The following is a 13,539-nucleotide window of genomic DNA, read 5'->3' on the forward strand; positions in this document are numbered from 1 at the left end:
ATCGGCGCCGGCGGTGCGGCGGCGGGCGTGCTCGGGCCGCTGCTCGACGCGGGCGCCGCGCACGTCGTGGTGGCCAACCGCACGCTCGACAAGGCCATCGCGCTGGTGCAGCGCCATGCCGCGCTCGCGCTGCGCCACGGTGCCACGCTCGAGGCCTGGGCGCTCGACGACGTGCCGGGCGACTTCGACGTGGTGGTCAACGCCACCGCCTCCAGCCTCGCGGGCGACGCCGTGCCCGTGCGCGCGCAGGTGCTGCGCCCCGGCGCGCTGGCCGTCGACATGATGTACGGCCCTGCCGCCGCAGGCTTCATGGCCTGGGCCGAGGCGCACGGCGCCGTCGCGCGCGACGGCCTCGGCATGCTGGTGGAACAGGCCGCCGAAGCCTTCGAATTCTGGCGCGGCGTGCGCCCGCCGTCGGCGCAGGTGCTGGCCGAGCTGCGCGCCTCGCTCGCCGCCGGCGCATGAAGGGCCTGCTGCGCCTGATCGCCTGCCTCGTGGTGGCGGGCCTGGCGCTCGAACTGTTCTTCGTGGTGCGCATCGCGGCCATGGCTGTGATCGATCCGCAGAGCACGGCCTTCCAGCGCTCCGAGGCCTGGCGCGTCGCCCTCTCGCAGGGCCGCGACGGCGGATGGCGCCAGGACTGGGTGCCCTACACGCAGATCAACGACACCCTCAAGCGCGCCGTGATCGCGAGTGAAGACGCCGGCTTCGTCGACCACAACGGCGTCGAGTGGGAAGCCATCGAGCGTGCGCGCCAGCGCAACGCCCGCGCCGAACAGCTGGCCGCCAAGCGCATGGCGCGCGCGGCGGCGCGCGGCAAGCCGGTGCAGCCGGCCCCGCTGCGCGGCGGCTCCACCATCACGCAGCAGCTCGCGAAGAACCTGCTGCTGTCGGGCGAACGCACGATGCTGCGCAAGGGGCAGGAGCTGGTGCTCGCCACGCTGCTCGAGGTGCTGCTCGACAAGCGGCGCATCCTCGAGATCTACCTGAACAACGTCGAATGGGGCGAAGGCGTGTTCGGCGCCGAGGCCGCGGCGCAGTACTACTTCAGGAAGCCGGCCGCGCGCCTCAGCTCCTACGAAGCCGCGCGCCTGGCCGTGATGCTGCCGAGCCCGAAGTTCTTCGAGCGGCGGCCCAACTCCTCGTACATCAACGGACGGGCATCGACGATCGTGGCGCGGATGCCGGCGGTCGACCTGCCCTGAACTTGCGCACCGCGCCTTCCACCGCCAGCACGGCGACGAAGCCGATCGCGTAGGCCAGCACGTCCCACCAGTCGGCGGTGGCGCCGAGCACGATGCGCAGCGCGCGGTTCGGAATGTGCAGGTGCCACGTCGACGCAAGGAACTGCCCCAGTTCGACCAGCAGCCCCACGCCGAAGGCGGCCAGCGCGAGCGGCAGCACGCGCGCGGCGACGAAGGTCTTGAACACCACGTACACCCACGCCACGGCCAGCACGTCGCCGAAGAAGCTTCGCACCCAGCCCCAGCGCGCGCCGACGGTGGCCAGCAGCACGAGCAACACAAAGAGGGCCACCGCCCACGCCAGGGAAAGAAGATCGAATCGCCATCGCATGGCCCGTATCATCGCCTCCATATGCTGGCAAAGCTCACAGGTTGGTTGCTGCTGGGAATCGTCCGATTGCTCACCGGCGCGCAGGCGCGCTGGTACGGCTGTCCACCGAAGGCCGAGCAGCGCATCTACTTCGCGAATCACCAGAGCCACGCGGACCTCGTGATGATCTGGGCCGCGCTGCCCGAGGAGCTGCGCAGCATCACGCGGCCCATCGCGGCGCGCGACTACTGGGCCAACACGCCGGTCAAGCGCTGGATCACGACGGAGGTGTTCAACGCGGTGTATGTGGAGCGGGCGGCCACGGGGGCTGCACCGGTTGCGCCACCGCCGCCGGTAGCACCGCCACCCGCCGCGCCCATCGCCCCGGACGAGCGCATCGAGCCTTCGATGGAGCCGCTGCTGCCGATCGAAACTATGGCTCACGCGCCCGCCGCCGAAGGCCCGCAGGAGATTCAGGGACAGCTCGATCTTCCCGCGCCCCCGCCGCCCCCACCACCGGTCGCACCGCCCCCGGTCATCGAACCCGAAGCGCCAGCCGCAGCGCCCGAACCGCCCGCCGCCGACCCACTCGCCCCGCTCATCGACGCGCTGCGCAGCGGCGACTCGATCATCATCTTTCCCGAAGGCACGCGCGGCCACACCGGCGAGCCGCAGAAATTCAAGTCGGGCCTGTACGCACTGGCCACCATGTTCCCCGACGTGGTCCTCGTGCCGGCCTGGATCGACAACGTGCAGCGCGTCATGCCCAAGGGCGAGATCGTGCCCGTGCCCATCCTGTGCTCCGTCACCTTCGGCGCGCCGATCCGCGTCGAGGACGGCGAGGAGCGCCGCCCTTTCCTCGACCGTGCCCGCGCCGCGGTGATCGCCTTGCGCGACGTCTGAAGGTATGAACCAGTTCCTGCGCAGCCTCAGCCCGACCCAGCAGGTCGCGGCCCTTTTCCTGATCGTCTTCGGCCTGCTCGTCATCGTGAGCACCGCCGTCTTCTTCCTGAGCTTCAAGGAACGGCGCAACCCGGTGCACGACGAATCGTGGCAGGCCGAGCTGGCGCATTTCCGCGCGCTGCTGGGCACCACCTGGTTCATGGTGATCGTGTTCTGGATCGGCTGGGCGCTGGGCGAAACGGTGGCCACCGTGCTGTTCGCGCTGATCGCGTTCTTTGCGCTGCGCGAGTTCATCACGCTCTCGCCGACGCGGCGCGGCGACCACCGCAGCCTGATCCTCGCGTTCTTCGTGGTGCTGCCGATCCAGTTCTGGCTGGTGGCCACCGCGCGCTTCGACCTGTTCACGGTGTTCATTCCGGTCTACGTGTTCCTCGCCATTCCGGTGGCGAGTGCGCTGGCGAACGACCCGAGCCACTTTCTCGAGCGCAACGCCAAGCTGCAGTGGGGCATCATGGTCTGCGTCTACGGCATGAGCCACGTGCCCGCGCTGCTGCTGCTGACCTTCCCGGGCTACGAAGGCAAGAGCGCGTTCCTCGTGTTCTTCCTGGTTTTCGTGGTGCAGACCTCGGTGCTGGTGCAGCACCTGATCTCGCGGCGCATGCAGCGCACGCCGTTCGCGCCGAACGTGAGCCGCAGCTTCAACTGGACCAGCTGGGGCGTCGGCATCGTCGTGGCCAGCCTGGTGGGCGCGCTGTTCTCGTTCATCACGCCGTTCAAGTTCGGGCAGGCGCTCGCGGTGTCGATCATTGCCTGCGTCGCGGGCTCGATGGGCCACCTCGTGATGAAGGCACTCAAGCGCGACCGCGGCATTCCGAACTGGGGCCAGAAGGGCGTGGGCGTGACCGGCGCCAACGGCCTGCTCGACCGCGTCGATGCGCTGTGCTTCGCGGCGCCGATCTTCTTCCATTCGATCCGCTGGTACTTCAACGTCTGAAGCACCGGGCGGGCGGTGGGCGATCAGACCTTGCGCCGCACCACCCGGTCGAAGGCCTGCTTCGCGCGCCGTCCCAGGGCCTTCGTCTTGAGCGTCTGAAGCTCGCGCTTGAGCCGCGTGCGCTGCTCAGCCGACAGCGCCGTGCCGAAACGCCCGAGTGCCAACTCCAGCGCCTCGCGCTGCGCCGCCACCCGCCCCTGCCGCCCTTCGGCCTCGGCCAGCCATTCGCAGGCATTGGCCACACGCTCGCGCAAGGCCGCGTCGCCCGACTCGCCGAAGCGCGCGATGAGCACGCGGTAGGCCTTGGCCTGGCCCGGCAGGTCGTCCATCTTGTCGAAGGCCTTGGCCTTGTTGATCAGCGACTTGGCGGCCCACAGCTGCAGGGCGCTGTCCCGCGCCATCGCCGTGCGCGCGATCACCTCGTCGTAGCTGGCCACGGCCTCGGCGAAGCGGCCCGCGCGGCGCAGCACCGCGCCCTTGCGGAACAGCGCGCCGGCCACGCGCGCGCGCAGGTCGGGCAGCTCGGAATTTCCCCAGCGCGCAACGATCTCGTCGTGCACGCGCATTTCGTCCGCGGGCCGCGCGAGGCGGTCGAGCGCGGTGCTCTTGTACTGCAGGCACAGCGCCACCTGCGACTGCATTTCGGTGGAGGCATCGGCGCCGTAGCGCGCGTCCATCGCGTCGGCCGCCTCGACGACCTCGGCGAAGTGCTCGAGCGCCAGCAGGCAGAAGGTCTTGTGCGACAGGGCGCGGGCGCACTGGCGGCGCATGAGCGGGTGCGGCGAGGCGGCATGCGCCGTGAGCACCTCGTCGAACAGCGCAATGGCCTCGCGCGATGCGCCCGCGTCGCCGAGCTTGCGGCCTTCGCGGACGGTGTCGCACGCCGCATCGAAGAGCTCGGCCGGCAGCTCGCCGACGTCAAGGCCACCGGTCTTGCGCAGGCGCTTCAGGCAGGCCTCGCGCCCGGCCGTCGCCTTCGCGCGCAGCTCGCGCATCTCCGGCGTGGCGCCGTCGCGCGAGGCCGCGACGAGCGGCTCGTACACCGCAAGCGCCGCCTCGGGCCGGCCCAGCAGGTCGAGCAGCACGAAGCCCTTGTGCAGCAAGGTGGTGGCCACGGTGCGCTGCACCACGGCGTCACTGTCACGCGCGAAGGTGCCGAGCAGGCGCTCGCAGGCAGCCAGCGCGGCCTCGCCGTCGCCCTGGTCGCGCAGCCCCACGGCCCACTCGTGGGCGCGCACGGCCGCGAGGCGGCGCACCTGCGCGGAGGCGTCGTGGCCGTAGCGGTCGAGCAGCCAGCCGACCAGCTCGGCGCGGCGCGCGACCTCGTCGAGCCCGAGGCCGTCGAAGAACAGGGCCAGCGCACGCACGCCCTCCAGCCGCAGTTCGGGCGCGGCATCGGCCAGCCCGGTCTCGATCTGGTCGGCCACCTGCAGGCACAGCACCTGCGCCTGCGTGTGCTGCGCCAGTTCGCGCAGGTTGAGCACCGCGGCCAGCCGGGCCCGCGCCACGCGCAGGACCACGCCGGCGTCGGCGCTGCCCTCGAAGCGTTCGATGGCCGCTTCGAGCGTGGCCAATGCGTCCTGCGGCAGGCCGCGGTGGTGTTCGATCTCGGCCTTCAGCAGGCGCGCGTCGAGCCGCCATGCATCGAGCGCAGCATCGGCCTGCGCATCGAGCTGCTCGCTCATGAAGTCGCAGGCCTCGCAACGCGCCGCGGCGTCGTCGATGAGCCAGGTGCGCTGGTAGAGCGCGTGGGCGATGTGCGCGCGAATCTCGGGCTCGCCGCGCCCGCCGTGCGCGGCCACCAGGCGGTCGAGCGTGGCCAGCGCGTCGGCCGGGCGGTGCAGCTGGCGCAGCACGTGCGCGAGCAGCCGCAGTGCCTGGCAGCAGGGCACGACCACGGCGGCATCGGGCAGCGCGCCGAACTCGGCGATCAGCCGGCTGCAGGCGGCGATCGCCTCGCGACGGCGGCCGAGGTCGCTCAACAGCTCCGCCTGGCGGAAGCTCGCAGCGGCACGTTCGGCAGGAGATTGCTGCAGGTGCGCGGGCAAGGCCGGGGCGTCGTTCGATGGCTTCGGTTGCTGCTGCGCGGAGGACTCGACTACATTCACCTTCGCTTCCTTGTGTGGCGCGCCCCGCGCGGAGCGGGGCGGAATGCAAGAACGGCGGATTCTGCCCGCGATCCCCCACGCATCGCGCGCGAATTCGCACCTTCTTCAACCTTCCTCACCCAGGCTTAGGCCTTTACGCTTCCTTTTCATGCGGATCCTCGGCATCGACCCCGGTTTGCAGACCACCGGCTTCGGCGTGGTCGATGCGGACGGCCATGCGCTGCGCTACGTGGCCAGCGGCACCATCAGCACCCGGCACCTGGGCAGCGGCAACCTGCCGGCGCGCCTGAAGGTGCTGTTCGACGGCATCGGCGAGATCACGGCGCGCTACCAGCCCGAGGCGTCGGCGGTCGAAATCATCTTCGTCAACGTCAACCCGCAGTCGACGCTGCTGCTGGGCCAGGCGCGCGGCGCCTGCGTGACGGCGCTGGTGAGCCACAACCTGTCGGTGGCGGAGTACACGGCGCTGCAGATGAAGAAGGCCGTGGCCGGCCACGGGCAGGCCGCGAAGGCGCAGGTGCAGGAAATGGTGAAGCGCCTGCTCGACCTGCCCGGCCTGCCGGGCGCCGACGCGGCGGACGCGCTGGGCATTGCGATCACGCACGCACAGGTCGGCCGTTCGATGGCGCGGCTCGCGGAGGCGGCCGAGCTGTCGAAGACCCACGCCGGCACCTACCGGCAAGGGCGTTCGCGCTGAGGCTTCAGCGCACGATGTAGCGCAGGTCGCCCAGGCGCCGGCGGCGTTCGCGCACCTCGACGGCCACCGACATCGCATCGCCAGCCAATGCCCGCGCGATCCAGTCGGCCAGCTGCGGCATGTCCTCGGGCGTGAAGCCCAGCCGCACGATCTCGGGCACGCCCAGGCGCAGGCCGTTGATGTCGCCGTCGACCGGCGCGATCGGCAGGCCGATGCCGCAGGCCAGCAGCCCGCCCTGGGCCAGCTGCTTCGCCGCACGCTGCCCGCCGCCCCAGCGCGCAGCCTCGAGCGCGAACTGGTGCGACTGCGTGAAGCCGCGTGCCTTGGCGAACACCGGCAGGCCCTGCGCATCGAGCGCGCGTGCGAGCGCCTGCGCGGTGTCGCGCATCGCCGCCGCATAGGCCGCGCCGTGCACCTTCCAGTCGAGCAGGCCGCGCGCCAGCGCCGCGGTGCGGCCCGCGTCCGAGTTGGCCGTGAGACCCGGGTAGGCGATGGCGTCGATGCGCTCCATCAGCGCCGCATCGTTCGACACGATCAGCCCGCCGGCCGGGCCGCCCAGGCTCTTGTAGGTGCTCATGGTGATCGCGTGCGCGCCCTCTTCGAGCGGCTGCGGCCAGGCCTTGCCGGCCACCATGCCCGACAGGTGCGCGGCATCGAAGAGCACCTTGGCGCCCACGCTGTCGGCCACCTCGCGGATCGCAGGCACCGGGTGCGGGAACAGGTTCAGGCTGCCGCCGATGGTGATGAGCTTGGGCTTCACCTCGCGCGCGAGCTTGGCCAGCGCCACGACGTCGACCGAGTAGCCGTCGGCATCGACCGGCGCCGGCACGGTCTTCAGGCCGTAGAGCCCGGCCGCGCCCGCCGCGTGGTGCGTCACATGGCCGCCGATGGCGGGCGGCGGCGCGATGATCGTGTCGCCGGGCTGGCAGGTCGCCATGAACACGTAGAGGTTCGACAGCGCGCCCGAGCTCACGCGCACCTCGGCGAAGCGCGCGCCGAACACCTCGGCCGCCAGCTCGGCGGCGACCACCTCGATGCGTTCGATGGCTTCCAGCCCCATCTCGTACTTGTCGCCCGGGTAGCCCAGCGATGGGCGCGAGCCCAGCCCGCGCGACAGCAGCGCCTCGGCGGCGGGGTTCATCACGTTGGTGGCGGGGTTGAGGTTCAGCCCGTCGACGTCATGGATGCGGTGGCTGTCGGCCACGAGGCGTTCGATCTCGGCGGCCACGCCCGCCGCATCGCGCGCAGCGGCGTCGGCGGCAATGGCGAGCACGTGGTCCTCGCTGGCGGCGGGAACCCAGGAACGGCGGTGAAGGGCTGCGGGCATGCGGTGTCTCGCTGGGAGTGGTGGAAGGGAATGACCGCATGGTCGCGCCCCGTGCCCCAACGGGCAACACGGATAAACTGGGCCCGAGCCCTAGAAAAACTTGGCCTCCCCACCGTGTCTCTCGCCCCACCCCGCCCTCGCCTGCCGCCGCACACGGCCGTGCGCGCCTTCGAGGCTGCGGCGCGCCACGGCAGCTTCGCGCGTGCGGCCGAGGAGCTGTTCGTGACGCCCGCCGCCGTCGCGCAGCAGATCAAGGCGCTCGAGACCTGGGCCGGCGGTGCGCTGTTCGAGCGGCACAGCCAGGGCATCCGGCTCAGCGCGCATGGCCGGCGCGCGTTACCGGCGCTCAGTGCGGCGGTCGACCAGCTCGGCCTCGCGGTGCAGGCGCTGCGCCAGGAAACGCAGACCGCCGCGCGCCGCAGCACGCTGCAGGTGGCGGCCCTGCCGGCGATGGCGCAGCTGTGGCTGTCGCCGCGGCTCTCGCGGCTGAGGGCCGCGCTGCCCGGCGTGCAGGTGTCGGTGACGGCGCTGGAGCAGCCACCGAACTTCCGGCGCGAGCCCTTCGACCTCGGGCTGTTCTACGCACGCGGCGCCGAAGCCGCCGTCGGCGCGACGGGCATCGCGCTCGCGCGCGACCGCCTTGTGCCCGTGTGCAGCCCGCGCGTGCGCGCCTCGCTGGAGAGCGCACGCCCGCGCCCGCTCGACGACCTCCTCGACGTGCTCGCGCGCTGCGGCGGCCTGCACGACACGGTGTGGCGCGACGACTGGCCGCGCTGGCTGCAGGCCGTGCGCCCCGGCACCACGGCAGCCGAGGCCGATGCGCTGGCCGCCGGCCCGGATTTCTCGCTCTACAGCCTCGCGCTGCAGGCCGCGCTCGACGGTGAAGGGGTGCTGATGGGGCGCGAGCGGCTGGTGGCGCCGCTGCTGGAGAAAGGCCGGCTGCACGCGCCCTGGGGACGGCCGAAGGCGCTGGGGGACACGCTGATGCTGCTGGTGCCCGCGCACCGCAAGGGGCCGCTGCTTGCGCAGCAGGTGCAGGCCTTGCAGGCCCTCGTCGACTGAACGGCTGGCTCTACGCGACTCGCTCGGCGATCAGCACGGCGAAGAAGCCGAGCGCCGCCAGCACCGTCCACTTGAACACGATCCACCCGAAGCGGCGGTACTTGACCTGCCCCGTCCCCGCATAGAACGCGAAGGACACGCCCGCCACCAGCAGAAGCAGCAGGATGGCCCAGCGAAAGAGAAGCATCGGAAAGAAAAGGCGTGCGCCGGGCTTACCAGGCCCGCGCCACTTCGCCGAAGCCGCGCGGTGCGCGCTTCTCGTCCTCGAAGGTCACGACCTCGTAGGCGTCGCTGTGCGAGAGCAGCTCGCGCAGCAGCTTGTTGTTGAGCGCATGGCCCGAGCGGAACGCGGTGTACGCGGCCAGCAGCGGCTTGCCGATGATGTACAGGTCGCCCATGGCGTCGAGGATCTTGTGCTTCACGAACTCGTCGTCGTAGCGCAGCCCGCCGGCATTGAGCACCTTGGTGTCGTCCATGACGATGGCGTTGTCCAGGCCGCCTCCGCGTGCCAGGCCCTTGCTGAGCATGTACTCGAGTTCCTTGGTGAAACCGAAGGTACGCGCCCGCGCGATGTCGCGGCTGTACGAGTCGGCGCCCAAATCGAAATCCACGCGCTGGCCGGTGGAGTTGACGACGCGGTGGTCGAAGTCGATCTCGAAGCTCAGCTTGAAGCCGTGGTACGGCTCCAGGCTCGCCCACTTCTCGTTGGCGCCCTCGCCTTCGCGCACCTCGACCTTGCGCAGCACGCGGATGAAGCGGCGCGGCGCCTTCTGCAGCTCGATGCCCGCGCTTTGCAGCAGGAACACGAAGGACGAAGCCGACCCGTCGAGGATCGGCACTTCGTCGGCCGTGATGTCGATGTAGAGGTTGTCGATGCCCAGGCCCGCGCAGGCGGACATGATGTGTTCGACGGTCTGCACCTTGGCGCCGCCCGTGGAGACGGTGGACGCCAGGCGCGTGTCGGTGACCGCTTCGGCGGTCATGCGGATCTCGACCGGCTCGGGCAGGTCGACGCGACGGAACACGATGCCCGTGTCGGCGGGGGCCGGTCGCAGGGTCAGCTCCACGCGTTGGCCGCTGTGAAGCCCCACGCCCACGGCGCGGCTGATCGACTTGAGGGTTCGTTGTTGCAGCACGCCCGAGATTTTAGGCGGGCGGCGACCGTGACGCCCTATTCCCTTCGCTATGGCCGCGATAGACATGGACCGGTCAGATAAGAAAGAACAAAAAAGCCGGGGAGCCCCCGGCGGTGGACGCAAGGGGCACGAGGTGGACGCAGCGCCTAGAGCCGGGGGTCAGTCCCTTTCAGGTCTTCCCCGTCCCCTTGCGAACCCTCGTGCCCTCTGCGTTCGGTGGCGTGTCACTTCGCGAAACACCGCGGAACCGGCTTTGCCGGGCCGCAGGTGTTGCCCCCGGTAGGGGGTTGGAGAAGCGACACGAAGTGCGCGTAGCCTGGGGGCGAGCCTATTTAGTCTGCTTGACGGCGCAGGAATGCGGGGATTTCGAAGTCGTCCATGCCACCCGACGACAGTGCGTCGACCTTGGCGGCGGCCATCGTGCGGTTGGTGCGCCACACGCTGGGCACGGCCATGCCGTCGTAGTTGGGCTGGCTGCCCGAACCGCCACCCGCGTGGCCCACGCCGCCGAGCGTCGGCACGGTGAACGGGATGTTGTCGGTGCCGGTGCGGATCACTTCGAGCGTCGGGGCCTGGCGGCGTGCGTCGGCGCGCGACAGGCCCGTGGCCACCACCGTGACGCGCATCTGGTCGCCCAGGCTTTCGTCGTAGGCGGCGCCGTAGATCACGTGCGCGTCCGGCGAGGCGTAGGCGCGGATGGTGTTCATCGCGAGCTTCGACTCGTTCAGCTTCAGCGAACCCTTCGACGCCGTCACCAGCACCAGCACGCCCTTGGCGCCCGAGAGGTCGATGCCTTCGAGCAGCGGGCAGGCCACGGCCTGTTCGGCGGCGATGCGCGCGCGGTCGGGGCCTGCTGCGGCAGCGGTGCCCATCATGGCCTTGCCGGGTTCGCCCATCACGGTGCGCACGTCTTCGAAGTCGACGTTCACGCCGCCGTACTCGTTGATGATTTCCGAGATGCCGCCCACGGCGTTCTTCAGCACATCGTTGGCGTGCGCGAAGGCTTCGTCCTGGGTGATGTCTTCACCGAGCACGTCCAGCAGCTTCTCGTTGAGCACCACGATCAGCGAGTCGACGTTGGCTTCGAGTTCGGCCAGGCCGGCGTCGGCGTTGGTCATGCGGCGGCCGCCTTCCCAGTCGAAGGGCTTGGTCACCACGCCCACCGTCAGGATGCCCATTTCCTTGGCCACGCGCGCGATCACGGGTGCCGCGCCGGTGCCGGTGCCGCCGCCCATGCCGGCCGTGATGAACAGCATGTGCGCGCCGTCGATGGCGGCGCGGATGTCGTCCACCGCGGCTTCGGCCGCGTCACGGCCCTTCTCGGGCTTGCTGCCGGCGCCCAGGCCGCTGATGCCCAGCTGGATGTTCTTGTGCGCGTTGCTGCGTTGCAGGGCTTGCGCGTCGGTGTTGGCGCAAACGAACTGCACGCCTTGCACACCACGCTCCATCATGTGGGCGACCGCATTGCCACCGCCGCCGCCGACACCGATCACCTTGATCTGCGTGCCCTGGTTGAATTCTTCGACTTCGATCATTTCGATGGTCATTTCTAACTCCTTGAATATTGCAGTTGCCGTTATGTGTCTATGAATATTTCTTTTGCCGTGACGTGATCAACGGGATCGCCGTCGCGATGGTGGACCGGTGCGTCGCCATCGCTCATTGAAATGCAGCGGAGGGCCCGCGCGTGCGAGCCAGAGTGGGGAGTGGTTCATGGTCAGAAGTTCCCCACGATGAAGTCCTTGAAACGTCCGAACGCAGTCTTTACGGACCCGTTCTTCTGTGCGACCTTGAAACCACGCATGCGTGCAAAACGTGCCTCCTCGAGCAGGCCCATCACGGTGGCCGCGCGCGGCTGCGCCACCATGTCCGAGAGCGCGCTCGAGTACTTCGGAATGCCGCGACGCACGGGCTTCAGGAAGATGTCTTCACCGAGCTCGACCATGCCGGGCATGACGGCGCTGCCGCCCGTGAGCACCACGCCCGACGACAGCACTTCCTCGTAGCCCGACTCGCGCACCACCTGCTGCACCAGCGAGAAGATTTCTTCGATGCGCGGCTCGATCACGCCGGCAAGCGCCTGCTTGCTCAACATGCGCGGGCCGCGATCGCCAAGGCCGGGGACTTCGACCTGCGATTCAGGGTCGGCCAGCAGCTGCTTGGCATAGCCGTGCTCGACCTTGATGTCCTCCGCGTCCTTGGTGGGCGTGCGCAGGGCCATCGCGATGTCGCTCGTGATGAGGTCGCCCGCGATCGGGATCACGGCCGTGTGGCGGATCGCGCCGTTGGTGAAGATCGCCACGTCGGTGGTGCCAGCGCCGATGTCGACCAGCACCACGCCCAGTTCGCGCTCGTCTTCGGTGAGCACCGCCTGGCTGGAGGCCAGCGGGTTCAGCATCAGCTGGTCGACCTCCAGGCCGCAGCGGCGCACGCACTTGATGATGTTCTCGGCCGCGCTCTGCGCGCCGGTCACGATGTGCACCTTGGCCTCCAGGCGCATGCCGCTCATGCCGATCGGCTCCTTCACGTCCTGGCCGTCGATCACGAACTCCTGCGGCTCCACCAGCAACAGGCGCTGGTCGCTCGAGATGTTGATGGCGCGCGCCGTCTCGACCACGCGGGCCACGTCGGCGGGCGTGACTTCCTTGTCCTTCACCGCCACCATGCCGCTCGAATTGATGCCGCGGATGTGGCTGCCGGTGATGCCGGTGTAGACGCGGCTGATCTTGCAGTCGGCCATCAGCTCGGCTTCTTTCAGCGCCTGCTGGATGCTCTGCACGGTGGCGTCGATGTTCACCACGACGCCGCGCTTGAGGCCGTTGCTGGGCGCGATGCCCAGGCCGGCCAGCTTGAGCTCGCCGCCTTGCAGCACCTCGGCCACGACCACCATCACCTTGGCGGTTCCGATGTCCAGGCCTACGACCAGGTCTTTGTATTCTTTGGGCATGTAGATGTCCTCGGTATTCGCTACTTGATTTTTCTTGGGGCCTCGGGCGAGACCGTGGTGACGCCGCGCAGCCGCAGGGCATACGCGTCGTTGTGGCGCAGATCGGCGCGTTCGACGTCGGCCACCGTGCGGCGGTACTGGCCCGCGACCTGCGTCACGGTCTTCAGGAACCGCTGCAGGCGCGCCGACACCTCGTCGCTCTGGCCTCGGCCGAGCTCGATCTCGGCCCCGCTGTCCAGCAGCACCTTCCAGCTGCCGCGGCTGGACAGCCGCAGCTCGGCGATGTCGAAGTCGTAGGGCTCGAACATCGGCGCGAGCACGCGGTACATGCCCAGCACCTGCCCGGCCTGCTCGATCGGTCCGTCCAGGCGCGGCAGGTCGGCGTCGACTTCGGCCACGTTGGCCTCGAACACGTCGCCGAAGCCGTTGATCAGCTTGGAGCCGGCCTCGTCGCCCCACACCGCCACCGGCACCTGCTCGGTCAGCGTCACGCGCAGCTTGTTCGGGAACTCGCGCCGCACCACCGCGCTGCGCACCCACGGCACCGTCTCGAAGGCGGTGCGCGCACGCGCCAGGTCGATGGTGAAGAAGTTGCCCTTGAGCTGCGGCGCCACGTTGGCGCGCAGCGTGACCGCGTTGTTGTGCGTGACCTCGCCGTCCACCTTGATGCCCGAGATCGGGAAGAAAGGCTGGCGCAGCACCCACCACGCGCTCGCCGCCAGCAGCATGAGCGCCACCAGCACGAACGCAACGTTCGCGACGATGTTCATCAGCTTGACGTCGAAGGGAGCGGGGATGCTGTCGGCCATGG

The 13,539-nt window shown here is 69.8% G+C and carries 13 protein-coding genes and 1 pseudogene; 6 read left to right on the forward strand and 8 right to left on the reverse strand.

Features of this window, described 5'->3' with window-relative positions:
* Window positions 1–465 (forward strand): annotated as a pseudogene (gene aroE, locus VBO01S_RS11740) (shikimate dehydrogenase); the annotation flags it as partial.
* On the forward strand, window positions 462–1,205 hold the full coding sequence (gene mtgA, locus VBO01S_RS11745) for a monofunctional biosynthetic peptidoglycan transglycosylase (RefSeq protein WP_062474202.1): 744 nt from the start codon (window positions 462–464) through the stop codon (window positions 1,203–1,205). The pseudogene aroE and the gene mtgA, both read left to right, overlap by 4 nt.
* Here mtgA and VBO01S_RS11750 read toward each other — a convergent pair.
* Window positions 1,150–1,587 carry a ribosomal maturation YjgA family protein gene (locus VBO01S_RS11750; RefSeq protein ID WP_062474284.1) on the reverse strand — a complete coding sequence of 146 codons (438 nt, stop codon included), beginning with the start codon at window positions 1,585–1,587 and terminating at the stop codon, window positions 1,150–1,152. The two genes, mtgA and VBO01S_RS11750, sit on opposite strands and share 56 nt — an antisense overlap.
* A gap of 9 nt (window positions 1,588–1,596) precedes the next feature.
* On the opposite strand from VBO01S_RS11750, the gene VBO01S_RS11755 reads away from it, so the two are divergent.
* Together VBO01S_RS11755 and VBO01S_RS11760 are read left to right on the forward strand one after the other, a co-directional pair.
* The gene (locus VBO01S_RS11755; protein ID WP_062474204.1) at window positions 1,597–2,457 is read left to right on the forward strand and encodes a lysophospholipid acyltransferase family protein; all 861 of its coding nucleotides are present in this window, start codon (window positions 1,597–1,599) and stop codon (window positions 2,455–2,457) included.
* A gap of 4 nt (window positions 2,458–2,461) precedes the next feature.
* Complete coding sequence (locus VBO01S_RS11760) at window positions 2,462–3,451, forward strand: phosphatidate cytidylyltransferase (protein ID WP_062474206.1); 990 nt, start codon at window positions 2,462–2,464, stop codon at window positions 3,449–3,451.
* 23 nt (window positions 3,452–3,474) lie between these two features.
* Here VBO01S_RS11760 and VBO01S_RS11765 read toward each other — a convergent pair whose 3' ends face one another.
* The gene (locus VBO01S_RS11765; protein ID WP_062474208.1) at window positions 3,475–5,559 is read right to left on the reverse strand and encodes a tetratricopeptide repeat protein; all 2,085 of its coding nucleotides are present in this window, start codon (window positions 5,557–5,559) and stop codon (window positions 3,475–3,477) included.
* 148 nt (window positions 5,560–5,707) lie between these two features.
* On the opposite strand from VBO01S_RS11765, the gene ruvC reads away from it, so the two are divergent.
* Window positions 5,708–6,256, forward strand: a complete 549-nt coding sequence (gene ruvC, locus VBO01S_RS11770) for a crossover junction endodeoxyribonuclease RuvC (protein ID WP_062474210.1) — start codon at window positions 5,708–5,710, stop codon at window positions 6,254–6,256.
* A gap of 4 nt (window positions 6,257–6,260) precedes the next feature.
* Here ruvC and VBO01S_RS11775 read toward each other — a convergent pair whose 3' ends face one another.
* The gene (locus VBO01S_RS11775) at window positions 6,261–7,583 is read right to left on the reverse strand and encodes an alpha-methylserine aldolase (RefSeq protein ID WP_062474212.1); all 1,323 of its coding nucleotides are present in this window, start codon (window positions 7,581–7,583) and stop codon (window positions 6,261–6,263) included.
* Between the two features lie 114 nt (window positions 7,584–7,697).
* Here VBO01S_RS11775 and VBO01S_RS11780 point away from each other — a divergent pair, with 114 nt between their 5' ends.
* A complete protein-coding gene (locus VBO01S_RS11780; RefSeq protein ID WP_062474214.1) occupies window positions 7,698–8,645 on the forward strand; it encodes a LysR family transcriptional regulator in 948 nt (315 codons plus the stop codon).
* A gap of 10 nt (window positions 8,646–8,655) precedes the next feature.
* On the opposite strand, the gene VBO01S_RS32660 is transcribed toward VBO01S_RS11780, so the two are convergent.
* The 5 genes from VBO01S_RS32660 to VBO01S_RS11800 form a co-directional block, all read right to left on the reverse strand.
* Window positions 8,656–8,832 carry a hypothetical protein gene (locus tag VBO01S_RS32660; protein ID WP_167394968.1) on the reverse strand — a complete coding sequence of 59 codons (177 nt, stop codon included), beginning with the start codon at window positions 8,830–8,832 and terminating at the stop codon, window positions 8,656–8,658.
* A gap of 25 nt (window positions 8,833–8,857) precedes the next feature.
* A complete protein-coding gene (lpxC, locus tag VBO01S_RS11785) occupies window positions 8,858–9,781 on the reverse strand; it encodes a UDP-3-O-acyl-N-acetylglucosamine deacetylase (protein ID WP_062474216.1) in 924 nt (307 codons plus the stop codon).
* Between the two features lie 332 nt (window positions 9,782–10,113).
* Window positions 10,114–11,328, reverse strand: a complete 1,215-nt coding sequence (gene ftsZ / locus VBO01S_RS11790) for a cell division protein FtsZ (RefSeq protein WP_062474218.1) — start codon at window positions 11,326–11,328, stop codon at window positions 10,114–10,116.
* 170 nt (window positions 11,329–11,498) lie between these two features.
* The gene (gene ftsA / locus VBO01S_RS11795) at window positions 11,499–12,728 is read right to left on the reverse strand and encodes a cell division protein FtsA (protein ID WP_056575685.1); all 1,230 of its coding nucleotides are present in this window, start codon (window positions 12,726–12,728) and stop codon (window positions 11,499–11,501) included.
* Window positions 12,729–12,748: 20 nt separating this feature from the next.
* Entirely contained in the window at window positions 12,749–13,537 is a 789-nt protein-coding gene (locus VBO01S_RS11800; protein WP_062474220.1) for a cell division protein FtsQ/DivIB, read from the reverse strand.
* Between the last annotated feature and the right edge of the window lie 2 nt (window positions 13,538–13,539).

This window comes from Variovorax boronicumulans NBRC 103145 (assembly GCF_001591345.1).
GTDB lineage: Bacteria > Pseudomonadota > Gammaproteobacteria > Burkholderiales > Burkholderiaceae_C > Variovorax > Variovorax boronicumulans.